Here is a 23,006-nt window from a genome sequence, read left to right on the forward strand (position 1 = left end):
ATGAATGTAATTTCCATAATTTCAACAAAATTTTTACATTGCTGCACATACTATTTACAAACTATCTTTCACATGGTTTTTGTTTTATACACAATAAAAGTCTATAAAGGTAACCAGAACGTATAAAACAAAATAGGAATGTGATAAACTAAACACAAAACGGTTGATTGGGGAGAGAGTTATGTATCAATACAAAGATGATAGCTTAATGCTTCATAATGATTTATACCAAATAAACATGGCTGAAAGTTATTGGTATGATAATGTTCACGAAAGAAAGGCAGTCTTTGATTTATATTTCCGTAAAATGCCTTTTGATAGTGGGTATGCTGTATTTAATGGATTGCGCAGAGTGATTCAATTCATTGAAAAATTTCATTTTACAGAATCAGATATTGAATATTTAAGATCAATTGGATATAAAGAAGATTTTTTAGATTATTTAAAAGATTTGCGCTTTACGGGCAGTATCAGAGCGATGGAAGAAGGAGAGGTCTGCTTCAATAATGAACCGCTTCTAAGAGTAGAAGCACCGCTTATTCAAGCACAATTAATTGAAACAATTCTCTTAAACGTGGTGAACTTCCATACTTTAATTTCAACGAAAGCAAGCCGTATTAAACAAGTTGCACCTAACGATACATTAATGGAATTCGGAACACGCCGTGCCCAAGAAGAAGATGCGGCACTTTGGGGTGCCAGAGCGGCTATTATCGGTGGCTTTGACTCAACAAGTAATGTACGTGCAGGCAAGTTGTTCGGTATTCCTGTTTCAGGTACACATGCTCATGCTTTTGTTCAAACTTATGGCGATGAATATATTGCATTTAAAAAATACGCAGAGCGTCATAAAGATTGCGTCTTTTTAGTGGATACTTTCCATACATTAAAATCAGGCGTGCCTTCAGCAATTCAAGTAGCGAAAGAACTTGGAGATAAAATTAATTTTATCGGCATTCGCTTAGACTCTGGCGATATTGCTTATCTTTCTAAAAAAGCACGTCAAATGCTTGATGACGCTGGATTTACAGATGCCAAAATTATTGCTTCTAATGACTTGGACGAACAAACAATCATGAGCTTGAAAGCTCAAGGTGCTAAAGTGGATTCATGGGGCATCGGTACGAAATTAATTACAGGAAATGACCAGCCTGCATTAGGCGCAGTATATAAATTAGTGGCCGTTGAAGATGAAAATGGTGAGTATCAAGACCGCATCAAATTATCAAACAATGCTGAAAAGGTAACAACGCCTGGTAAGAAAAATGTATATCGTATTATTAATAAGAAAACAGGCAAAGCTGAAGGGGATTACATTACTTTAGCATATGAAAATCCAGATGATGAAAAACCATTAAAACTATTCCATCCGGTTCATACTTATAAAAGTAAGACTGTTAAATCATTTGATGCAATTGATTTACACAAAGATATTTATAAAGATGGTAAATTGGTTTACGACCTTCCTGATGAAAAGACAGCACAAAAATTCTTGGAAAGTAATTTAAGTCATCTTTGGGAAGAGAATAAACGTTTCTTAAATCCGCAAGAATATCCAGTCGATTTAAGCCAAGCTTGCTGGGATAATAAACAGCAGAAAATTTTTGAGGTTGCAGAAAACGTCAAAGAAATGGAGGAACGACATGAGTGAATTGCGCGATATCATTGTAAATGAAATGAAGGTAAAACCTGAAATCGATAGTGAAACAGAGGCTCGCAGTATTATTCGATTTATCAAAGAATATGTACAATCACATGGCTTTATTAAATCGCTTGTTTTAGGTATTTCAGGAGGACAAGATTCTACATTGGCAGGACGTTTGGCAGAAATTGCAGTACGTGAACTGCGTTCAGAAGGCAGAGAGTGTCATTTCATCGCAGTTAAACTGCCTTATGGTATTCAAAAAGATGCAAATGAAGTAGAAGATGCATTGAACTTTATTGAACCTGACCAGACTGTCACAGTTAATATCAAACCCGCTGTCGACCAAGGTGTTAAAGCATTGGAAGAAGCAGGATTTCATTTAACGGATTTTCAAAGAGGCAATGAAAAGGCGCGAGAACGCATGAAAGTTCAATTTGCAATTGCTGCGAATACTAGCGGAATTGTTATCGGCACAGATCATTCAGCTGAAAACATTACAGGCTTCTTTACAAAATATGGGGATGGTGCAGCAGATATTGCACCGTTATTTGGTTTAGATAAACGTCAAGGCAGACAATTATTAGAATATCTTGGTGCACCGAAACATTTATATGAAAAAGTACCGACTGCAGATTTAGAAGATGACAAACCTCAGTTGCCTGATGAAGATGCATTAGGTGTGACTTATCAAGCTATTGATGATTATTTAGAAGGACGTCCTGTTTCTGAAGCGGATCAAAAAGTGATAGAAAAACATTATTTACGCAATGCGCATAAAAGAGAGCTTGCTTATACACGTTATACTTGGCCGAAAACTGAATCTGATAAAGAAAAAGAGTGACAAAAATTTTTGTGACTGATAAAATAGTGTGAATCAAAAATTGAAAAGAGGTATGTTATATTGTCAGTCATATCAGCAAACCCTTGGCTGATGTTGCTTGCAATCTTTGTCATTAACGTGGCATACGTCACATGCTTAACAGTCCGTACGATTCTTACATTAAAAGGCTATCGTTATGTAGCTGCTGCTGTAAGTTTTATAGAAGTATTAATCTATATTATCGGTTTAGGACTTGTTATGGCGAACTTAGATAAATTCCAAAACATTATTGCTTATGCTTTAGGTTTCTCTGTCGGTATTATTGTCGGCATGAAAATTGAAGAAAAGCTTGCTTTGGGATATTCAGTGGTCAATGTGACAACCGCTAATTATGAATTAGATTTGCCTACACAGTTAAGAAATCTAGGTTATGGTGTTACCCATTTCCCAGCATACGGAAGAGATGGAGAACGTTTAGTGATGCAAATCCTTACACCTAGACGTTTCGAATTGAAGTTAATGGACACAATTAAGCAAATTGACGAAAAAGCTTTTGTCATTGCATACGAAGCACGTACATTGCATGGTGGCTTCTGGGTTAAAGGTGTTCGAAGTAAAAAATTGAAAGCGTATGATACAGATGAAATTTGAAGTCAGAGAAGATGAAACAATTCAAGATTGTTTGCAGCGTATGCGTGAAGCGGGATACATGCCGGTAAAGCGTTTCGAAAAACCTGTCTATCGCGAAAATAAAGATGGCAGTATAGAAGTCGAACGCCAATTTATTCAATTTGTCGGTAAGAAAATAGAAGAATAATTAAAATGCCCAATCAGAGATGGAAATAACATAGCTGATTGGGCGTTTTGTTGAAAAAGTTCTTGAAATCCTTATACTTTTAGAAAATATTCTGTTAAAATAGAGAGTATAAGAATAAAAAGTCGAACGTTTTGATTAAAAAATACGATAATGTACATATAAAGCGGACGATAAATTTAAAAATCAAACTTTAAGATAGGAGTTTATGAAATGATTGAACGTTATTCTCGAGAAGAAATGTCTCAAATTTGGACAGACCAAAATCGTTATGAAGCATGGTTAGAGGTAGAAATTTTAGCATGCGAAGCTTGGAGTAAATTAGGTTTCATCCCAGAGGAAGACGTTAAAAAAATTCGTGAAAATGCACGTGTAGATGTTGATCGTGCAAAAGAAATTGAATTAGAAACTCGTCACGATGTTGTAGCTTTTACACGCCAAGTATCTGAAACTTTAGGTGAAGAACGTAAATGGGTACACTATGGTTTAACTTCTACTGATGTAGTAGATACTGCATTAAGCTATCAAATTAAACAAGCAAACGATATTTTAGAAAAAGACATTGAACGTTTTATCGAAGTATTAGCTGCTAAAGCAAAAAAATATAAATATACTTTAATGATGGGCCGTACACATGGTGTACACGCTGAACCTACTACTTTCGGTGTGAAAATGGCATTATGGTATCAAGAAATGTTGCGTAACATGAAACGTTTCAAAGCAGTGAGAGAAGAAATTGAAGTTGGTAAAATGAGTGGGGCAGTTGGTACTTTTGCTAATATCCCTCCTGAAATTGAAGCATATGTAACTGAACATTTAGGACTTGGGGCAGCACCAGTTTCTACACAAACATTGCAACGTGACCGTCATGCATACTATATTGCGACACTTGCATTAATTGCAACTTCTATGGAAAAATTTGCAGTTGAGGTACGTGGATTGCAAAAAACTGAAACACGTGAAGTAGAAGAAGCATTTGCTAAAGGTCAAAAAGGTTCTTCAGCTATGCCGCATAAACGTAACCCGATCGGTTCTGAAAACATTACAGGTATTTCTCGTGTTATCCGCGGTTATATTACAACTGCATATGAAGATGTGCCATTATGGCATGAACGTGATATTTCACATTCATCTGCAGAACGTATTATGTTGCCTGATGTTACAATCGCATTAGATTACGCGATGAATCGCTTCACAAACATTATTGATCGTTTAACTGTCTTTGAAGACAATATGATGGAAAACATCAACAAAACTTTCGGCTTAATTTATTCACAACGTGTGTTATTGACACTTATTAATAAAGGAATGGTTCGTGAACAAGCATATGATTTAGTACAACCAAAAGCGATGGAATCATGGGAAACTAAAACACCATTCCGTGAATTGCTTGAACAAGATTCACAAATTACTGATGTATTAAGTAAAGAAGATTTAGACAAAGCATTTGATCCTAAACATCACTTGAATCAAGTGGACACAATTTTTGAACGTGCAGGATTAGCTGACTAATTTTCTATGTTATAATTGAATAAATTTACAAAAACAACTCCTCTTCGTATTGGATTACTACACTTTAACGTATTAGTACGTTAAAATAGGTATGAATATATAGAACAGGAGTTGTTTGATATGCAAATTGAAAAATTACGCGGCAAGGCATTAGATGAGTTATTTGATGCAATTTTAACGCTTGAAAATAGAGAAGAATGTTACGAATTTTTCGATGATTTATGTACAGTCAACGAAATTCAATCGTTATCTCAAAGACTCCAAGTCGCAAAAATGATTAAGCAAGGTTATACTTACGCAACAATTGAAAAAGAAACTGGCGCATCAACAGCGACTATTTCCAGAGTGAAACGCTCATTACAATGGGGCAATGATGCCTATACTGTCGTTTTAGACAGAATGAATATTGAAACAAACGAATAATTTTGATATACCGAAACCCATTCCATTATTTTTAGTGCGAATGGGTTTTATATGTACTCTTGTGTTTGAAAATAAGGATGTTGAAAATGAATAAAGTCATGTTTTGATAGATGTTTCATTTTACAAAGCTTTAATGATTTTCATATACATCCACTTAGAATATAGACCTTAAAAATGATATAATCATATGTATGTTATGAGAAGGAGACCGGTGAAATGTACGACATTAAAAAGTGGAAACATGTATTTAAATTAGATCCTGCGAAAACGATTAGTGATGAGGATTTGGATAAAATCTGCATGTCAGAGACGGATGCTATTATTATTGGTGGAACTGATAATGTAACCGAAGATAATGTCATTCAGTTGATGAGTCGTGTCCGCCGATATCCGCTTCCATTGGTACTTGAAATTTCAAATTTGGAAAGTACAATGCCTGGTTTTGATTTTTATTTTGTCCCAATGGTATTGAACAGCCGAGATGTTACATATCATAATGGAATCTTATTAGAAGCTTTAAAAGAATATGGACATATGATGGATTTTGACGAAGTGATTTTCCAAGGTTACGTAGTATTGAATCCTGATTCTAAAGTGGCTGAAAAAACACAAGCGAACACTGACATAGATACACAAGATATTGAAGCATATGCCTTAATGACAGATAAAGTTTACCGCTTTCCGATAATGTACATAGAATACAGCGGAACTTTTGGAGATATGGAAAAAGTGCGTGCTGCAAAGGATAACTTAGAAGAAGCGCATATTTTTTATGGCGGCGGTATTTCATCAATAAGCGATGCAAAAGCAGCTGCTGACGTGGCAGATACCATTGTGGTCGGTAATTTAGTATATAACGATATCAAACAAGCGTTAAAAACTGTGAAAATAAAGGGGAAATTGTAAATGAATGCGTTATTAGACAATATGAATACGGAACAGAGTGAAGCGGTGCGTACAACAGAAGGCCCGCTTTTAATCATGGCCGGAGCAGGTTCAGGTAAAACGAGAGTATTAACGCATCGAATTGCTTACTTGTTAGATGAAAAAGGAGTTTCTCCTTATAATGTATTGGCCATTACATTCACGAATAAAGCAGCACGTGAAATGAAAGAACGTGTTGAAAAACTTGTAGGAGAAGAAGCGCAAGCAATTTGGATGTCTACTTTTCACTCGATGTGCGTTCGTATTTTGCGTAGAGATGCAGATCGCATCGGAATTGAACGCAACTTTACAATCATTGATCCGACAGACCAAAAATCAGTCATTAAAGATGTATTGAAACGAGAAAATATTGATCCTAAACGTTATGAGCCAAGAATGTTTATCGGTGCAATCAGCAATTTGAAAAATGAATTGAAAACACCAGAAGACGCGGTAGCAGAAGCAACCGACTTCATGTCTGATATGGTAGCGCGTGTATATGAGGGCTATCAACGCCAGTTGTCACGAAACGCAGCATTAGACTTTGATGATTTGATTATGACAACAATTACGTTATTTGAACGTGTACCAGACGTATTAGAATATTATCAAAATAAATTCCAATATATTCATGTGGACGAATACCAAGATACAAACCGCGCGCAATATACATTAGTTCAATTACTCGCAAAGAAATTTAAAAACTTGTGTGTTGTAGGGGACTCTGACCAATCAATTTACGGTTGGCGCGGTGCTGATATTCAAAACATTTTATCTTTTGAAGAAGATTATCCTAATGCAAAAACTATCTTCTTAGAACAAAATTATCGTTCAACAAAAGTAATTTTAAATGCAGCTAATGAAGTGATTAAAAACAATACAGAGCGTAAACCTAAAGGATTGTGGACAGCAAATAATGAAGGTAAGAAAATCAATTATTATGAAGCGGTCACTGAAAAAGATGAAGCACAATATGTTGTGAAGGAAATCATGCGTCAACAACGCGAAAATAATAAAAGCTTTAATGATATGGCAATTTTATATCGTACGAATGCACAATCTCGTGTACTTGAAGAAACATTTATGAAAGCCAATATTCCATACACAATGGTTGGAGGACATAAGTTCTATGACCGTAAAGAAATCAAAGATTTATTAAGTTATTTACGTTTAGTTGCCAACAGTAATGATGATATCAGTTTACAACGTATTATTAACGTACCAAAACGCGGAATTGGTCCTACATCTGTAGAAAAAATCCAAAATTATGCGCAACAAAATGATATTAGTATGTTTGATGCATTAGCAGAAGCAGATTTTATCGGATTATCTAAAAAGGTAGTAAAAGAAGCATTAGTATTTTACAATTTAATTTCTAATTTGATTAAAGAACAAGAATTCTTGGAAATCACTGAAATTGTTGAAGAAATCTTAGAAAAATCTGGTTATAAAGAAATGTTAGAACGTGATCAATCACTAGAATCACGCAGTCGTTTAGAAAATATCGAAGAGTTCATGTCTGTACCAATGGATTATGAAAAAAATATACCATTAGAAGAGCAGTCATTAATCAACTTCTTAACAGATTTATCACTTGTTGCTGATATTGATGAAGCAGATATTGAAAACGGTGTAACATTAATGACGATGCACTCAGCAAAAGGATTGGAGTTCCCAATTGTATTTATCATGGGTATGGAAGAATCTATCTTCCCGCACATCCGTTCAATTAAAAGTGATGATGAGCACGAAATGGAAGAAGAACGTCGTATCTGTTATGTAGCAATTACGCGTGCAGAAGAAGAACTTTATCTGACACATGCAACGTCTAGAACTTTATTCGGCCGTATTCAATCAAATGCTGAATCAAGATTTTTAAAAGAAATACCTGAAGATTTATTGAATAAGGGTATGAAAAAAGAGAGTAAAATCGGCAGTTCATTCGGTGGTAAAAAACCAGCTAAACGTGGACCAAGCCGTCGTGTTTCTAGAAATGCAGCAGTATCTTCAAGCGATTGGAAAGTAGGAGATAAAGTCATGCATAAATCATGGGGCGAAGGTATGGTCAGCAATGTGAATGAAAAAAATGGTTCAGTAGAATTAGATATTATTTTTAAATCCCAAGGACCTAAACGATTGTTAGCGAATTTTGCTCCGATTGAGAAGAAGGAGGATTAATAAATGGCCGAACTTGCAACACGCGTTCAAGAATTACATCATCTTTTGAATAAATATAGTCATGAATATTACGTTCAAGACAATCCGTCAGTACCAGATAGTGAGTATGATAAATTACTGCGTGAATTAATTGATATTGAAAATGCCCATCCTGAATATAAAACAGAAGATTCACCGACAGTCAGAGTAGGTGGAGAAGCACAAGCGACTTTTAATAAAGTACGTCATGACACGCCGATGTTAAGTTTAGGTAATGCATTTAATGAAGAAGAATTACGACGCTTTGATGCACGTGTACGTGAAAAAGCAGGCAAAGTTGAGTATATGTGCGAGTTGAAAATTGATGGATTAGCAGTTTCATTAAAATATGAAAATGGCCGTTTTGTTCAAGGACTTACACGTGGTGACGGTACAATTGGTGAGGATATTACAGCCAATTTACGTACCATTCGTGCGATACCTTTACGCATCAATAAACCGCTGACGTTTGAAGTGCGTGGTGAAGCATATATGCCGAAGAAATCTTTTGAGCATTTGAATCAACAAAAAGAAGAAGCAGGAGAACAAGCTTTTGCTAACCCAAGAAATGCTGCAGCAGGTTCACTGCGTCAGTTAGATTCCAAACTTGCTGCTAAACGCAGACTCAGTATCTTTTTATATAGTGTCAATGACTTTACAAATTTCCATGCTGAATCTCAAAGCGAAGCATTAGATGAATTGGATGAACTTGGTTTTAAAACCAATCAAAATCGTAAACGCGTTTCAGATATTGATGGTGTATTAGAGTACATCAAATACTGGACAGCACATCGGGAAGAATTGCCCTATGATATAGATGGTATTGTGATAAAAGTTAATGACTTGGAAGAACAAGAAGAACTTGGTTATACTCAAAAATCTCCAAGATGGGCGATTGCTTATAAGTTCCCAGCTGAAGAAGTGGTCACGAAATTATTAGATATTGAATTAAGCATCGGCAGAACGGGTGTTGTTACACCAACTGCTGTATTAGAGCCGGTTCGAGTTGCGGGTACGACCGTTTCGCGTGCTTCGTTGCATAATGAAGATTTGATTCATGAAAAAGACATCCGTATCGGCGATAGTGTAGTGATTAAAAAAGCGGGAGACATCATTCCGGAAGTAATTCGCAGTCTTCCAGATCGACGTCCTGAAGGCACAGAACCATATCATATGCCGACACACTGTCCAAGCTGCGGACATGAGTTAGTTCGCTTAGATGGTGAAGTCGCGTTACGTTGTATAAATCCGAAATGCCCAGCTCAGTTAGTAGAAGGCATGATTCATTTTGTATCCAGACAAGCGATGAATATTGACGGGTTAGGTACTAAAATTATTATGCAGCTTTATGAAAATGAAATTATTAAAGATGTCGGCGACCTTTATTACTTAACTAAAGATGATTTATTACCGCTTGAAAGAATGGGTGAAAAGAAAGCAGATAATCTGCTTAATGCAATTGAAGCTTCTAAGAAAAATTCACTTGAGCATTTATTATTTGGATTAGGTATCAGACACCTTGGTGTGAAAGCGAGCCAAGTGATTGCTGAGCGCTTTGAAACAATGGATAGATTGTTTAAAGTAACTGAAGAAGAATTATTAGAAATTCATGATATCGGCGATAAATTAGCAACTTCTCTTATTACTTATTTAAATAATAAAGATATTATCGCTTTAATTGAAAAACTTCGCAGAAAAAATGTTAATATGACATATGAAGGTATAAAAACTTCAGAAATTCAGACTGATTCTGAATTTAATGGTAAAACAGTCGTCTTAACTGGCAAGTTGCATAACATGACACGAACAGAAGCTTCAAAATGGCTTGAAGCACAAGGGGCTAAAACAACAAGCAGTGTGACAAAAAATACTGACCTTGTTATCGCAGGTGAAGATGCCGGTTCTAAGTTGACTAAAGCTGAAAAACTTGGAACAGAAGTCTGGTCTGAAGATGAATTTATTCAAAAACAAAAAGAAGTTGAAAATAAATAAACAATAGAGGAGATTGGGGCATGAAGCGGACATTTGTATTACTCATCTCTCTCTTATTGATTCTCACAGCGTGTGGCAATAAGGATGAGCAAGATAAATCAGATAAAAATGAAAGCAGTAACAAAACAGATTCGAATAACGTAAAACAAATTGCAACGGATAAAGATGTTCAAGGCGATGATTATCGTATGATTCTACCGTTTAAAGAAAGCCAAGCAAGAGGTCTCTTGCAACAAAATATGGCTAGTGGTTATAATGGTGAAGATTTCGAAGACGGCTTACTCAAACAAAGCAAAGAAGTTTTCCCAACAGATAAATATCTTTACCAAGACGGACAATATTTAGATAAAGATACGATTAATTCTTACTTAGATCCTAAATATACGAAGTCTGAAATTGATAAAATGTCAGGTGATGAAAAAGAAGAGAAAAATGCAAATGAGAATTTAGGCTTGAATCCATCTCATAACGGCGAAAAAGATGAAAAGAAAATTGCAGAGAAATCACCTGCTTATTTATCTAATATTCTTGAGCAAGATTTTTATAGTAACAGAGATACTGAAGGCAAGAAAATCAAAGGTATGACAATTGGTCTTGCAATGAATAGTGTGTACTATTACCAAAAAGAAAAAGACGGCGAAACTTTCAGCAAGAAATTAGATAGAGCTAAAGTGGAAAAAGAAGGTAAACGTATGTCAGATGAAATTTTATCCCGCTTACGTGAAAACAAAGCTTTAAAAGATATTCCGATTCATTTTGCAATTTACATTCAATCAGGGGAAGATGAAATTATTCCTGGAGAATTTGTAGCAGGAGCAACAGCTGATGACGGACAAACTCGCATTAATAACTGGAAATCAATTGATGAGAAAACAGTATTATTGCCTTCTCAAGAAGCAGGAGATTTAGACGAAGGTTTAAATAATAACTTCAAGCAGTTTAATGATAATCTGCAGTCTTATTTCACAAACTTTACCCAAGCAGTAGGTAAAGCAAAATTTGTTAATAAAAAGCCAAAACAAGTATCAATTGACTTGCCGATTGACTACTATGGTAAAGCGGAATTAACAGGTATTACACAATATGTAACAGAACAAGCAGATAAATATTTCAGTAATATAGATGAATATGAAATTCATATTAAAGATGGTAACAATGCTCGAGCATTAATTACTAAAACAAAAGATGATAAAAAACCGCAAGTACATATTTATAAAAATTAATGTGTATGGTTGTAACTTAAAAGATACCTTTTCAGGTATCTTTTTTAATTCTTATGACAAAAATTTGAAAATACTCACTCCATTTGTTTAAACGAAAGTGTTAAGGGAATTTTAAAATTAATGTGACTAACTTTTTAAATCGCAAAATATATGAAAAAGGTGATTATAAATGAAAATTGTGGCATTATTTCCTCAAGCAACTGAAGGAGAAACTGAAAATAATATATTAGATGACCAAACTGCATTGAATTTACGTCCTTTCTTAGAAGAAAAAGGACATGAACTTGTAGTTTTGAAAAATGGAGAAGAGGATTTAGATAAACATCTTAAAGATATGGATGTGGTTATCAGTGCACCTTTCTATCCAGCATATATGACTGCTGAACGTATCGAAAAAGCACCAAATTTAAAAATTGCAATTACAGCAGGGGTAGGTTCTGATCATGTTGATTTGGAAGCGGCAAGTAAACATGGTATATCTGTTGTAGAAGTAACAGATTCTAATACTGTCAGTGTAGCAGAACATATTGTAATGACGACTTTAATTTTAGTTCGTAATTATGAAGAGGGACATCATCAATCTGAAGATGGTACTTGGAATCTAACTAAAGTGACAAATCATGCCTATGAATTACAAAATAAAACTATCGGAATTTTTGGTTTAGGTCGTATTGGCCGTTTAGTAGGAGAGCGCCTAAAACCATTTGATGTGAACATTCAACATTATAGACGTTCAAGTCAAGAAGATACAGACTTCTCTAAATACGTTAATTTTGATCAACTTGTTGAAACAAGTGATGTGGTGATTATCACTTCACCATTAACGCCTGAGACAGACAATTTATTTGATTATGATACTATTAGCCGAATGAAAGACGGCAGTTATATTGTTAACTGCGCTAGAGGTAAAATTGTTAATAAAGACGAAGTTGTACAAATGGTTAATGAAAATCATATACAAGGATATGGTGGTGATGTATGGTATCCGCAACCAGCACCGGCTGACCATCCTTGGAGAAAAATGCCGCGTAATGCGATGACGATTCATTATTCAGGTATGGTGATTGAAGCACAATATCGTATTGAAGAAGGCGTTAAGAACTTGTTAACTGATTTCTTTGAAGAGAAACCATTCCCAGAAAAAGATGTGATTGTAAATGGTGGACAAATCACAAGCAAATCATATGCAAAGAATGATAAAAAATAATTATTGAAGATATAAATAAAAGCATCATCGTCACACTTTGTAGCGATGATGCTTTGTTTTTGTTTATTTAGTATGAAGTATTTGTTTTACTTCATCTAATTCCCCAATTGTACGTTCACTTGGTTTTTGAGTTAATTTACTTACTACATAAGTTACAATCACACTGATAATAAAGCCTGGAATAATTTCATACATACCAAAGATTTCATTGATATCAGCCATTGGTTTAATGAAGACAATCCAGACAATAACTGTTACTGCACCAGCAATCATACCGCTGATAGCACCAGCTCGAGTTAATCCCTTCCAATACAATGAGAAAAGAACGAGTGGACTGAACGATGCTCCAAATCCTGCCCATGCATTACCCACAAGATTTAAAATTGTATCATTTGGAGTCCAAGCAATCCAAATAGCTACAATTGCTACAACTATTACAGATATACGACCGACAAGTACGAATTCTTTTTCGTGTTTTTTAGTATCTGCCTTTTTACCGCGAATCAATTTATAAAAATCTTCTGTTAAAGAACTAGAAGTTACAAGTAATTGAGAAGAAATTGTACTCATGATAGCAGCTAAAATTGCTGCAAGCAAGAATCCGCCAACAAGAGGGTGGAAGAGTACTTGTCCCATAATGATGAATAAAGTCTCAGGATCTTTAAGTGTAATATGATATTCAGGAACGAACGCAATTCCTGTAAGTCCGACTAAACATGCACCTGCAAGTCCGATGACCATCCAAATAATACCGACGCGTCGTGCTTTTGGTAATAGTTTAAAAGATTTAATAGACATGAAACGAACGATAATGTGCGGCTGTCCAAAGTAACCTAATCCCCAAGAGAACAATGAAATAATGCCTAGCACAGTAGTTCCTCTGAATAAATCTAAGTTTGTAGGTTTCATATCTGCAACTTGGTGAAATGTATCTAAACCATTTAATTTTAAAAGTGCAACAATAGGTACTATTACCATTGCGATTAACATGATGACACCTTGGAAGAAATCTGTAATAGATACAGCAAGATATCCCCCTAAGAATGTATAGAAAATAACGATAACAGCAACCATGATTAATCCATAACGATAATTTAGACCAAATGCTGTTTCAAATAGCTTTCCGCCTGAAACAAAACCTGAGTGAGTATACAATGTAAAGAAAATCACGATAATAGAACCAGATATAATTTTAATAATATTAGAATGGTCATCCAATCTATTTTTGAAGAAATCTGGCAGTGTAATCGCATCTCCTGCAAGTTCAGTATAAACACGTAATCTTGGTGCCACTATGAAATAGTTTAAATAAGCTCCTAAACTTAATCCGATAGTAATCCAAATTGCTGATAAACCAGTAGAATATACAGACCCCGGCAATCCCATAATCATCCAACCACTCATATCAGATGCACCTGCAGATAGGGCAGTGATGTACGGTCCGATGTTACGTCCTCCCAACATATACTCGCTAAGATTGCCTGTTGACTGCTTATAACCATAAATCCCGATGATTACAAGTATTAAAAAATAAACGCCAATCATAATGTACGTTTGCCAGTCTGCATCAATTTGACTACTTACTGAAGTCCCTAAGATAAACATCGTGTTTTCCCCCTTTTCCCATTGAAATTTCAATGTATACGCATTATTATACAATAATTCTGAAAAATGGGGTATAAAAAATTTAAATGTTGTGAAAATTTTTAATAGCACTATGACGGTATATGAAGCGCTTACATAAAATGCTGAAAGTGGTAAAAACCAATCGTTATTATAGGTATTTTTATAATGGTGAATGTATAAAATTATAAAGTCATATTATCTCTTTGCTTTCATGATATAGAAAAGCTTGCATTTGAGAATGATTATGATTAAGTTAAAAGGGACAAAGTTACTGGTAGATTGGTTTTGAAAGCGAAAATCTTTAGATTTTCAACCAGTTTTTTGATACAATTTAGTGATGAAGTATTATTAAGGAGGCAATTCATTAATGGCTAGAGTATCACGTGAAGAAGTTGAACATATTGCAAATTTATCTAAACTTCATATTTCACCAGAAGAAACTACTGAAATGCAAGACACATTAGAAACAATTTTAAACTTTGCCCAACAAATCGATACAGCAGATACAAGTTCGGTTGAACCGACTTATCATGTATTAGATTTACAAAACGTTTTAAGAGAGGACAAAGCAATTCCAGGCATTCCTCAATCACTTGCACTTAAAAATGCAAAAGAAACAGAAGATGGACAATTTAAAGTACCATCAATCATCAGCGGGGAGGATGCGTAATGTCTATTCGTTATGAATCAGTTGAAAAATTAAGCGAAATGATTAAAAACAAAGAAATCAAACCTTCAGAAGTTGTCAAAGATATCTATGATGCTATTGAAGAAACTGATCCTACAATTAAATCATTTTTAGCCTTAGATAAAGAAAATGCAATTAAAAAAGCAGAAGAATTAGATGAATTGCAAGCAAAAGATCAAATGGAAGGTAAGTTGTTCGGTATTCCTATGGGAATCAAAGATAACATTATTACAGAAGGTCTTGAAACTACTTGTGCCAGCAAAATGTTGGAAGGATTCGTTCCTATTTATGAGTCTACTGTAATGAATAAGTTGCATAATGAAAATGCTGTGTTAATCGGTAAACTTAACATGGATGAATTCGCAATGGGCGGTTCAACAGAAACTTCTTATTATAAAAAGACAGTGAATCCATTTGACCATTCAGCAGTACCAGGTGGTTCTTCAGGCGGTTCTGCAGCAGCAGTAGCAGCTGGTTTAGTACCATTCAGCTTAGGTTCTGATACTGGTGGATCTATTCGTCAACCAGCAGCATATTGCGGTATTGTAGGAATGAAACCGACATATGGCCGTGTTTCTCGTTTTGGTTTAGTTGCTTTCGCATCTTCATTAGACCAAATCGGACCCTTAACACGTAATGTTAAAGATAATGCAATTGTTTTAGAAACAATTGTAGGTGAAGATAAACACGATTCAACAAGTGCACCTGTTGAAGATAATGATTTCACTTCAGACATCGGCAAAGATATCAGAGGCATGAAAATTGCATTACCTAAAGAATATTTAGGTGAAGGTGTAAATGATGAAGTAAAAGAAGCAGTACGCAACGCTGTTGAAATATTAGAAGGCGAAGGTGCTATTGTAGAAGAAGTATCACTTCCAAATACAGGGTACGGTATTCCTTCATACTATGTTATTGCATCATCAGAAGCATCGTCTAACTTGTCACGCTTTGATGGAATTCGTTATGGTTTCCACTCTAAAGAAGCGAACACTTTGGATGAATTATATAAATTATCACGTAGTGAAGGATTCGGTAAAGAAGTTAAACGTCGTATCTTATTAGGTACTTTTGCTTTAAGTTCAGGTTACTATGATGCTTACTACAAAAAATCTCAAAAAGTAAGAACATTGATTCGTCAAGACTTTGAACGTGTATTCGAAGATTATGATGTAGTTGTAGGACCAACAACGCCAACACCTGCCTTTAATTTAGGTGAGGAAATCAATGATCCGTTAACTATGTATGCAAACGATTTATTAACTACTCCAGTCAATCTTGCTGGCTTACCTGGTATTTCAGTACCTTGCGGCCAAACAAATGACAGACCAATCGGATTGCAGTTTATCGGCAAACCATTCGATGAAAAAACACTTTATCGTGTTGCTTATCAATTCGAACAACAATATAACTTACATGATCAATATCAAAATTTATAAGGAGTGTTAAATAATCATGCATTTTGAAACAGTGATTGGACTTGAAGTCCATGTTGAGTTGAAAACAGACTCTAAAATGTTCTCTCCATCACCTGCACATTTCGGAGCAGAACCAAACTCAAATACAAATGTAATCGACCTAGCATACCCAGGTGTATTGCCAGTTGTAAACAGACGTGCTGTAGACTGGGCAATGCGTGCATCAATGGCTTTAAATATGGAAATTGCAACAGAATCAAAATTCGACCGCAAAAACTATTTCTATCCAGATAATCCGAAAGCTTACCAAATTTCTCAATTTGATCAACCAATCGGAGAACATGGCTATATCGATATCGAAGTAGACGGTGAAACAAAACGTATCGGTATTACACGTCTTCATATGGAAGAAGATGCAGGGAAATCAACACATAAAGATGGCTATTCATTAGTTGACTTAAACCGTCAAGGTACACCATTAATTGAAATTGTTTCAGAACCAGATATCCGTTCTCCTCAAGAAGCGTATGCTTATTTAGAAAAATTACGTTCAATTATCCAATATACAGGTGTTTCTGACTGTAAAATGGAAGAAGGTTCATTACGTTGTGATGCGAACATTTCATTACGTCCTTATGGTCAAGAAGAATTCGGTACGAAAGCTGAATTGAAAAACTTGAACTCATTCAACTATGTTCGTAAAGGTCTTGAATATGAAGAAAAACGCCAAGAAGAAGAATTATTGAATGGCGGAGAAGTATTGCAAGAAACACGTCGTTTTGATGAATCAACTGGTAAAACTATTTTAATGCGTGTTAAAGAAGGATCAGATGATTACCGTTACTTCCCAGAACCAGATATCGTACCATTGTACGTTGATGAAGCATGGAAAGAACGCGTACGTCAAACAATCCCTGAATTACCAGATGCACGTAAAGAAAAATACGTGAATGAATATGGCTTACCTGCATATGATGCACATGTTTTAACATTAACTAAGGAAATGTCTGATTTCTTTGAAGGTGCTGTAGAAGCAGGTGCAGATGTTAAATTGACATCAAACTGGTTAATGGGCGGCGTAAATGAGTACTTGAATAAAAACCAAGTTGAACTTCAAGATACTAAATTAACACCTGAAAATCTTGCTGGTATGATTAAGTTAATTGAAGACGGTACAATGAGTAGCAAAATTGCTAAAAAAGTCTTCCCAGAATTAGCTGAAAATGGCGGCGATGCTAAACAAATTATGGAAGATAAAGGTTTAGTTCAAATCTCAGATGAGTCTGTATTATTAAACTTCGTTAACGAAGCTTTAGATAATAACCCTCAATCTGTTGAAGACTTTAAAAACGGTAAAGGCCGTGCAAAAGGCTTCTTAGTTGGACAAATCATGAAAGCTTCTAAAGGACAAGCTAATCCACAAATGGTAAATAAATTGTTGCAACAAGAATTAGACAAGCGCTAATTTAAACTGTGACTTTTGAAACTATCCTACTATCGAGTACTATCAAAGTGCTTGGTGGTAGGATTTTTTTATCAATTAGTGTATGGGCGAATAATCGAAAGTACATTGATTTGAAAACGGTATAGCTTAAATTTTGGATACTCAAAATAGTTTGCAATTGTTTAATTTTTCAAATCTGACCATTAATACTTTTAACTCTCGAGAAAATCATATAAAATTAAATATGAGTAAAAATGATGAGGGATTATTTATGAGAAAACGTGCAAGAATTATTTATAATCCGACTTCAGGTAAAGAATTATTTAAAAGAATGCTTCCTGAAGTTTTGGTGAAAATGGAAAAAGCAGGATTCGAAACAAGTGCATATGCAACACAAAAAGCAGGGGACGCTACAATTGAAGCAAAACGTGCTTTGCAAGAAGATTACGAAATGCTGATCGTCGCAGGCGGTGATGGTACATTAAATGAAGTCGTAAACGGTATCGCCGAGCATCCGAAACGTCCTAAGATTGGTGTTATACCGATGGGAACTGTAAACGACTTCGGACGTGCATTGCATTTGCCTACTGATATTTTAAAAGCTGTAGATGTTATTATAGAAGGCTATTCTGTTAAAGTAGATATTGGTAAAATGAACAGCCGTTATTTTATCAATTTAGCAGCAGGCGGTCGCATTACCGAAGTGTCTTATGAGACTTCAAGTAAATTAAAAACATTTGTAGGACCCTTTGCATATTATATTAAAGGGATGGAAATGCTGCCTCAAATGACAAATGTAGATGTACGTATTGAATATGACGGCAAAGTATTCCAAGGCGAAATTTTATTATTCTTATTAGGTTTAACAAATTCAATGGCAGGTTTTGAAAAATTAGTTCCTGATGCGCGTCTTGATGATGGTTATTTCACATTGATTATTGTTAAAAAAGCTAATCTTGCAGAATTAGGACATATCATGACGTTAGCATCTCGCGGAGAACATATTAAACATCCTAAAGTAATTTATGAAAAAGCAAAATCTGTGAATATTTCTTCGTTTGAACAAATGCCGCTCAATGTTGACGGTGAATATGGCGGTCAATTACCTGCAAATTTCCTGAATTTGAAACAGCATATTGAAGTATACACACCTAAAGTTGTAAAAAGCACTGAATTAATTCAGCAAGATTGATAATCGAAAGGTTAGGAATAATCATTTTAATCCTGACCTTTTTTCTATGGAGGTAAGAAAGTGGAAGCAATAAAAAAGAATGAAGTGAAAACAGGGCGTGTCATTGATCTAACACATGAAGGTCATGGTGTGGTTAAAATTGACAGATATCCTGTGTTTATACCTCAAGCGCTCACTGGTGAAGAAATTGAATATAAGCTGATTAAAGTAAATAAGAATTTTGCGATTGGAAAATTACTGCAGATCTTTGAAGAAAGCCCAGAACGTGTAGAACCGCCCTGTGTCTACTATTATAAATGCGGAGGATGCCAGCTGCAGCATCTTGCCTATGATGCCCAACTTGAAATGAAACGTAATCAAGTAATAAATCTATTTCATAGAAAAGGAAAGTATACTGATACAGTTATCAATGAAACAATTGGTATGATGAATCCGTGGTCATACCGCAATAAGTCTCAAATTCCAGTCGGTAAAAATAAAGACGGCAAAACAGTTATGGGATTTTATAGACAACGCAGCCATGATATTATTGATATGGATGAATGTATTATTCAAGACAGCATTCAAAATCAACTAATGGTCATGATTAAAGAACTCCTCAATAAATATAAAGTTTCAGTTTATAATGAAAGATCTAAAGAAGGTTTGTTACGACACGTCATTATCAGAGTAGGTTATACTTCGCGTGAAGTGATGATTGTTTTTGTAACAAATGGTAAAAAATTCAAACAAGCACCTGCCATTATCGAAAAGTTAGTTGAAGCGGTACCTAATATTAAAAGCGTAATTCAAAATATCAATGAATCACATTCAAATGTCATTATGGGACGTCATTCCAAAACGCTTTACGGCAAAGATAAAATTATAGATGATTTAGATTCTGTTGAATTTAAAATTAGTGATCAATCATTTTATCAAATCAATTCACAACAAACTGTCAAATTATATAATAAAGCTTTAGAATATGCACAGCTTAATGGTGATGAGACAGTGTTAGATACGTACTGCGGCATAGGTACAATTGGTTTATATATGGCAGAAAAAGCAAAACATGTATATGGGGTAGAAGTTGTACCCGCGGCAATAGAAGATGCTAAACAAAACGCAAAGTTAAATGGTTATGATAATACAACTTTTGTCTGCGGCAAAGCAGAAGATATCATTATGCGTTGGAAAGCAGAAGGTATTCAACCTGATGTAGTGATGGTCGATCCGCCGCGCAAAGGTTGTGATGAACAATTTTTAAAAACATTATTGGAACTGAACCCAAAACGAATTGTTTATATTTCTTGCAATCCTTCAACTCAACAAAGAGATGCTAGTATTTTAACAGAACAGTATCAGTTAAAAGAAATTACACCGGTTGATATGTTCCCGCAAACAACACATATTGAAACCGTAGCTTTATTTGAACAAAAATAAGAAAAAGCTGACAGATAAAACTGTCGGCTTTTCTAATATAAAGAGGGCGAACTTTTTAAGTGTTCGACCCTCCAAATTATTACTTATTTCTCGTATTTAGAGTTGGCTTCTCCGCCTTTACGTCCAATATCTTCATAAAATTCTTTGTCTTTTTCTTTGGATGTTGCGTCTCCGCCTTTTTTACCGATTTTTTCATAATACTCTTTGTCATGTTCGCTTGCCGTTTTGTCTCCGCCTTCTTTACCTATTTCTTCATAAAATTCTTTGCCTTTTTCACTTGCAGTCTTTTCTCCGCCTTCACGACCAATTTCTTGATAATGATCTTTGTTGTATTCTTCTGAAGTTTTTTCTCCGCCCAGTTTACCTGCTTCTGAATGACTCATTTTGTTATCTTTTTCAGACATTTACAAAACCTCCTAAGAATTTTAGAGTAATAGACTTAAAAACAAACTAATGACTTAAGTCTAATAAGTTTTACCACGAGTTGATGTCTATAAACGATAATTCAGTAATTCTTTACAAAAACAAAAAGTATCAAAAATAAACTTTTTTAAATTTTGAATAATGTGTTGGTAGGGAGGAAATAAACGACTATATTGATGAATAAACAACATATTCTGAAGTGCTTGCCAAATGTAATATAATTAATATAAGAGAGAAAGTGAGGTGGACAAAATGAGTGAACGGCGAATTATTCATATCGATATGGATTATTTTTTTGCACAAGTAGAAATGAGAGACAAACCAGAGTTGAAAGGAAAACCTGTCATTGTTGGTGGGAAAGCTAGCGGGAGAGGCGTCGTATCCACAGCTTCATATGAGGCGCGTAAATTCGGTGTTCATTCAGCAATGCCGATGGCGCAAGCACATAAGTTATGCCCAGACGGTTATTATGTTCAACCTCGCTTTGAAGTATATAAAGAAACTTCTCAAATCATTATGGACATCTTTAAAAGCTATACAGAAATAGTAGAACCGATGTCGCTTGATGAAGCATATTTAGATATTACACATTTGGTACGTCCGGATTTATCAGCATCTGCAATTGCACAATTTATTCGTAGAGATATATGTGAAAAAACAGGACTGACTTCATCAGCAGGAATTTCATATAATAAGTTTTTAGCAAAATTAGCTAGTGGAATGAATAAACCTAACGGAATTACTGTTATTCATTATAATAACGTTAATGATATATTAATGAATTTAGATATTGGTGATTTTCCTGGTGTAGGCAAAGCGACTAAAGAAGTAATGCATGCCAATAGCATTTATAATGGCCAAGACTTATATAATAAAGATGAAAGAGAATTGATTCGTATATTCGGTAAACGCGGCCATGGATTATATCAAAAAGCACGAGGTATTGATCATAAACCAGTTAAAAATTTTCGCATTCGTAAGTCAGTAGGGACCGAACGTACATTTGCGACTGATATTAATGATGATGAAGAAATTCTCTTGAAGGTAAGAGAATTAAGTGAGAAAACTGCAGAAAGATTAAGTCGGATTCAAAAATCAGGAAAAACTGTAACGGTCAAAATTAAAACTTATCAATTTGAAACACTATCAAGACAACGCAGTTTGAGAGATCCAATCAGAAGTGATATTGATATTTATAATACTGCTTATTCACTTTACAATGAATTGAAAGATCCAGACGTACCTATTCGACTTATTGGTGTAACAGTTGGTAATTTGGAAACAACTGAATATCAAAATATGTCAATATATGACTTTCTATAAAAATCGATTGTGCATTTGAAAATGTCACAATCGATTATCCTTTATCTATTAAATTTTTACCATAAACAGCGAGCATATCATTTAAACTATCATAATTTTTTAGTAAACGAAATGTTATCATGGCACAAGCTTTAGCATCATTTAACGCGTCGTGATGACCATGGAAATCTAGATGATAGTATTCCATCATATGATTCAAGCCATAGCGATTAGCATTCACTGTACGTCTTGCTAGTTGTAGTGAACAAAAGTAAGTCATTTCTGGTGTGTCTAAACCAAGTGCTTGAATACTAGCATGCAAAACGGTCATATCAAATGCGGCATTATGTGCAACAACAGGCAAGTTTTCAATAAATTGAAGCATATACGGCAGCACAAAATTAAAATCTGGAGCAGTTGCTACATCTTCAGGTTGAATACCATGTACATTGATATTTTGTTGTGAAAAATAATCATTAGGATTTACAAGGGTATAAAACGTTTCAACGATTTCATTATCGACCACTTTTACCATACCTACAGAACAAATACTTGTACGTTTACCATTTGCAGTTTCAAAGTCTAAAGCGACAAATGCATTTTTGTCATTCATAATTGCAAACGACCTTCCTAACTATACTTAATATAGAATAGTAAAATGTTACTGGAAAATAAATCGTACGTCAAGGAATTAAGATTCTTAAAATAAGTGGGAAATAATTTTTTTATCTTCCG

Annotated in this window: 20 protein-coding genes; 17 read left to right on the plus strand and 3 right to left on the minus strand. The window is 34.8% G+C overall.

The window, feature by feature from the left end; translation table 11 throughout:
* The first annotated feature begins 181 nt into the window (after positions 1-181).
* The 11 genes from A4G25_RS12635 (at position 182) to A4G25_RS12680 (ending at position 12,756) form a co-directional block, all read left to right on the plus strand.
* Positions 182-1,651: a nicotinate phosphoribosyltransferase gene (locus tag A4G25_RS12635; RefSeq protein ID WP_015900731.1), complete on the plus strand. Its 1,470-nt coding sequence runs from the start codon at positions 182-184 to the stop codon at positions 1,649-1,651.
* The gene (gene nadE, locus A4G25_RS12640; protein ID WP_047132831.1) at positions 1,644-2,486 is read left to right on the plus strand and encodes an ammonia-dependent NAD(+) synthetase; all 843 of its coding nucleotides are present in this window, start codon (positions 1,644-1,646) and stop codon (positions 2,484-2,486) included. The genes A4G25_RS12635 and nadE overlap by 8 nt, the downstream gene beginning before the upstream one ends.
* A 60-nt stretch (positions 2,487-2,546) precedes the next feature.
* On the plus strand, positions 2,547-3,116 hold the full coding sequence (locus A4G25_RS12645) for a DUF2179 domain-containing protein (RefSeq protein ID WP_015900729.1): 570 nt from the start codon (positions 2,547-2,549) through the stop codon (positions 3,114-3,116).
* The gene (locus A4G25_RS12900) at positions 3,106-3,282 is read left to right on the plus strand and encodes an NETI motif-containing protein (RefSeq protein ID WP_015900728.1); all 177 of its coding nucleotides are present in this window, start codon (positions 3,106-3,108) and stop codon (positions 3,280-3,282) included. The genes A4G25_RS12645 and A4G25_RS12900 overlap by 11 nt, the downstream gene beginning before the upstream one ends.
* A gap of 210 nt (positions 3,283-3,492) precedes the next feature.
* Positions 3,493-4,791, plus strand: coding sequence for an adenylosuccinate lyase (purB, locus tag A4G25_RS12650; protein ID WP_047132832.1), 1,299 nt, complete (start codon positions 3,493-3,495; stop codon positions 4,789-4,791).
* A gap of 120 nt (positions 4,792-4,911) precedes the next feature.
* Complete coding sequence (locus tag A4G25_RS12655) at positions 4,912-5,214, plus strand: YerC/YecD family TrpR-related protein (protein WP_015900726.1); 303 nt, start codon at positions 4,912-4,914, stop codon at positions 5,212-5,214.
* 216 nt (positions 5,215-5,430) lie between these two features.
* On the plus strand, positions 5,431-6,120 hold the full coding sequence (gene pcrB, locus A4G25_RS12660) for a heptaprenylglyceryl phosphate synthase (RefSeq protein ID WP_047132833.1): 690 nt from the start codon (positions 5,431-5,433) through the stop codon (positions 6,118-6,120).
* Positions 6,121-8,316 carry a DNA helicase PcrA gene (gene pcrA / locus A4G25_RS12665; protein ID WP_015900723.1) on the plus strand — a complete coding sequence of 732 codons (2,196 nt, stop codon included), beginning with the start codon at positions 6,121-6,123 and terminating at the stop codon, positions 8,314-8,316.
* Between the two features lie 3 nt (positions 8,317-8,319).
* Positions 8,320-10,326: an NAD-dependent DNA ligase LigA gene (gene ligA, locus A4G25_RS12670; protein ID WP_015900722.1), complete on the plus strand. Its 2,007-nt coding sequence runs from the start codon at positions 8,320-8,322 to the stop codon at positions 10,324-10,326.
* A 20-nt stretch (positions 10,327-10,346) separates the two neighbouring features.
* Positions 10,347-11,549, plus strand: coding sequence for a CamS family sex pheromone protein (locus A4G25_RS12675; RefSeq protein ID WP_015900721.1), 1,203 nt, complete (start codon positions 10,347-10,349; stop codon positions 11,547-11,549).
* 169 nt (positions 11,550-11,718) lie between these two features.
* Positions 11,719-12,756 (plus strand): NAD-dependent formate dehydrogenase, encoded by a 1,038-nt coding sequence (locus A4G25_RS12680; protein WP_047132834.1) that lies wholly within the window; start codon positions 11,719-11,721, stop codon positions 12,754-12,756.
* 63 nt (positions 12,757-12,819) lie between these two features.
* Here A4G25_RS12680 and putP read toward each other — a convergent pair whose 3' ends face one another.
* A complete protein-coding gene (gene putP, locus A4G25_RS12685) occupies positions 12,820-14,361 on the minus strand; it encodes a sodium/proline symporter PutP (RefSeq protein WP_047132835.1) in 1,542 nt (513 codons plus the stop codon).
* A gap of 388 nt (positions 14,362-14,749) precedes the next feature.
* Here putP and gatC point away from each other — a divergent pair, with 388 nt between their 5' ends.
* The 5 genes from gatC to rlmD all read left to right on the plus strand — a co-directional run bounded on the left by gatC (position 14,750) and on the right by rlmD (position 20,546).
* A complete protein-coding gene (gatC, locus tag A4G25_RS12690; protein ID WP_015900718.1) occupies positions 14,750-15,052 on the plus strand; it encodes an Asp-tRNA(Asn)/Glu-tRNA(Gln) amidotransferase subunit GatC in 303 nt (100 codons plus the stop codon).
* Positions 15,052-16,509, plus strand: a complete 1,458-nt coding sequence (gene gatA / locus A4G25_RS12695) for an Asp-tRNA(Asn)/Glu-tRNA(Gln) amidotransferase subunit GatA (protein ID WP_047132836.1) — start codon at positions 15,052-15,054, stop codon at positions 16,507-16,509. Before gatC ends, gatA begins: the two co-directional genes overlap by 1 nt.
* Before the next feature lie 16 nt (positions 16,510-16,525).
* Entirely contained in the window at positions 16,526-17,953 is a 1,428-nt protein-coding gene (gene gatB, locus A4G25_RS12700) for an Asp-tRNA(Asn)/Glu-tRNA(Gln) amidotransferase subunit GatB (RefSeq protein WP_015900716.1), read from the plus strand.
* A gap of 250 nt (positions 17,954-18,203) precedes the next feature.
* A complete protein-coding gene (locus tag A4G25_RS12705; protein ID WP_047132837.1) occupies positions 18,204-19,124 on the plus strand; it encodes a diacylglycerol kinase in 921 nt (306 codons plus the stop codon).
* Between the two features lie 60 nt (positions 19,125-19,184).
* Positions 19,185-20,546, plus strand: coding sequence for a 23S rRNA (uracil(1939)-C(5))-methyltransferase RlmD (rlmD, locus tag A4G25_RS12710; RefSeq protein WP_047132838.1), 1,362 nt, complete (start codon positions 19,185-19,187; stop codon positions 20,544-20,546).
* Between the two features lie 83 nt (positions 20,547-20,629).
* Here the strand turns inward: rlmD and A4G25_RS12715 are convergent, their stop codons facing one another.
* Positions 20,630-20,950, minus strand: a complete 321-nt coding sequence (locus tag A4G25_RS12715; protein WP_047132839.1) for a KGG domain-containing protein — start codon at positions 20,948-20,950, stop codon at positions 20,630-20,632.
* 271 nt (positions 20,951-21,221) lie between these two features.
* Here A4G25_RS12715 and dinB point away from each other — a divergent pair, with 271 nt between their 5' ends.
* Positions 21,222-22,292, plus strand: a complete 1,071-nt coding sequence (gene dinB / locus A4G25_RS12720; RefSeq protein WP_047132840.1) for a DNA polymerase IV — start codon at positions 21,222-21,224, stop codon at positions 22,290-22,292.
* 34 nt (positions 22,293-22,326) lie between these two features.
* Here the strand turns inward: dinB and A4G25_RS12725 are convergent, their stop codons facing one another.
* Positions 22,327-22,884, minus strand: a complete 558-nt coding sequence (locus A4G25_RS12725; RefSeq protein WP_046100408.1) for a 3'-5' exonuclease — start codon at positions 22,882-22,884, stop codon at positions 22,327-22,329.
* Between the last annotated feature and the right edge of the window lie 122 nt (positions 22,885-23,006).

The organism is Staphylococcus condimenti, from assembly GCF_001618885.1.
GTDB classification, from domain to species: Bacteria; Bacillota; Bacilli; order Staphylococcales; family Staphylococcaceae; genus Staphylococcus; species Staphylococcus condimenti.

Excerpts from the sequence above, each read along its gene's own strand:
- A4G25_RS12675 (WP_015900721.1), top strand. The coding sequence starts at position 10,347 with ATGAAGCGGACATTTGTATTACTCATCTCTCTCTTATTGATTCTCACA.
- A4G25_RS12900 (WP_015900728.1), top strand. The coding sequence starts at position 3,106 with ATGAAATTTGAAGTCAGAGAAGATGAAACAATTCAAGATTGTTTGCAG.
- gatB (WP_015900716.1), top strand. The coding sequence starts at position 16,526 with ATGCATTTTGAAACAGTGATTGGACTTGAAGTCCATGTTGAGTTGAAA.
- A4G25_RS12635 (WP_015900731.1), top strand. The coding sequence starts at position 182 with ATGTATCAATACAAAGATGATAGCTTAATGCTTCATAATGATTTATAC.
- A4G25_RS12680 (WP_047132834.1), top strand. The coding sequence starts at position 11,719 with ATGAAAATTGTGGCATTATTTCCTCAAGCAACTGAAGGAGAAACTGAA.
- A4G25_RS12725 (WP_046100408.1), bottom strand. The coding sequence starts at position 22,884 with ATGAATGACAAAAATGCATTTGTCGCTTTAGACTTTGAAACTGCAAAT.
- nadE (WP_047132831.1), top strand. The coding sequence starts at position 1,644 with ATGAGTGAATTGCGCGATATCATTGTAAATGAAATGAAGGTAAAACCT.
- pcrA (WP_015900723.1), top strand. The coding sequence starts at position 6,121 with ATGAATGCGTTATTAGACAATATGAATACGGAACAGAGTGAAGCGGTG.
- purB (WP_047132832.1), top strand. The coding sequence starts at position 3,493 with ATGATTGAACGTTATTCTCGAGAAGAAATGTCTCAAATTTGGACAGAC.
- putP (WP_047132835.1), bottom strand. The coding sequence starts at position 14,361 with ATGTTTATCTTAGGGACTTCAGTAAGTAGTCAAATTGATGCAGACTGG.
- A4G25_RS12715 (WP_047132839.1), bottom strand. The coding sequence starts at position 20,950 with ATGTCTGAAAAAGATAACAAAATGAGTCATTCAGAAGCAGGTAAACTG.
- A4G25_RS12655 (WP_015900726.1), top strand. The coding sequence starts at position 4,912 with ATGCAAATTGAAAAATTACGCGGCAAGGCATTAGATGAGTTATTTGAT.
- pcrB (WP_047132833.1), top strand. The coding sequence starts at position 5,431 with ATGTACGACATTAAAAAGTGGAAACATGTATTTAAATTAGATCCTGCG.
- A4G25_RS12705 (WP_047132837.1), top strand. The coding sequence starts at position 18,204 with ATGAGAAAACGTGCAAGAATTATTTATAATCCGACTTCAGGTAAAGAA.
- dinB (WP_047132840.1), top strand. The coding sequence starts at position 21,222 with ATGAGTGAACGGCGAATTATTCATATCGATATGGATTATTTTTTTGCA.
- gatA (WP_047132836.1), top strand. The coding sequence starts at position 15,052 with ATGTCTATTCGTTATGAATCAGTTGAAAAATTAAGCGAAATGATTAAA.
- ligA (WP_015900722.1), top strand. The coding sequence starts at position 8,320 with ATGGCCGAACTTGCAACACGCGTTCAAGAATTACATCATCTTTTGAAT.
- gatC (WP_015900718.1), top strand. The coding sequence starts at position 14,750 with ATGGCTAGAGTATCACGTGAAGAAGTTGAACATATTGCAAATTTATCT.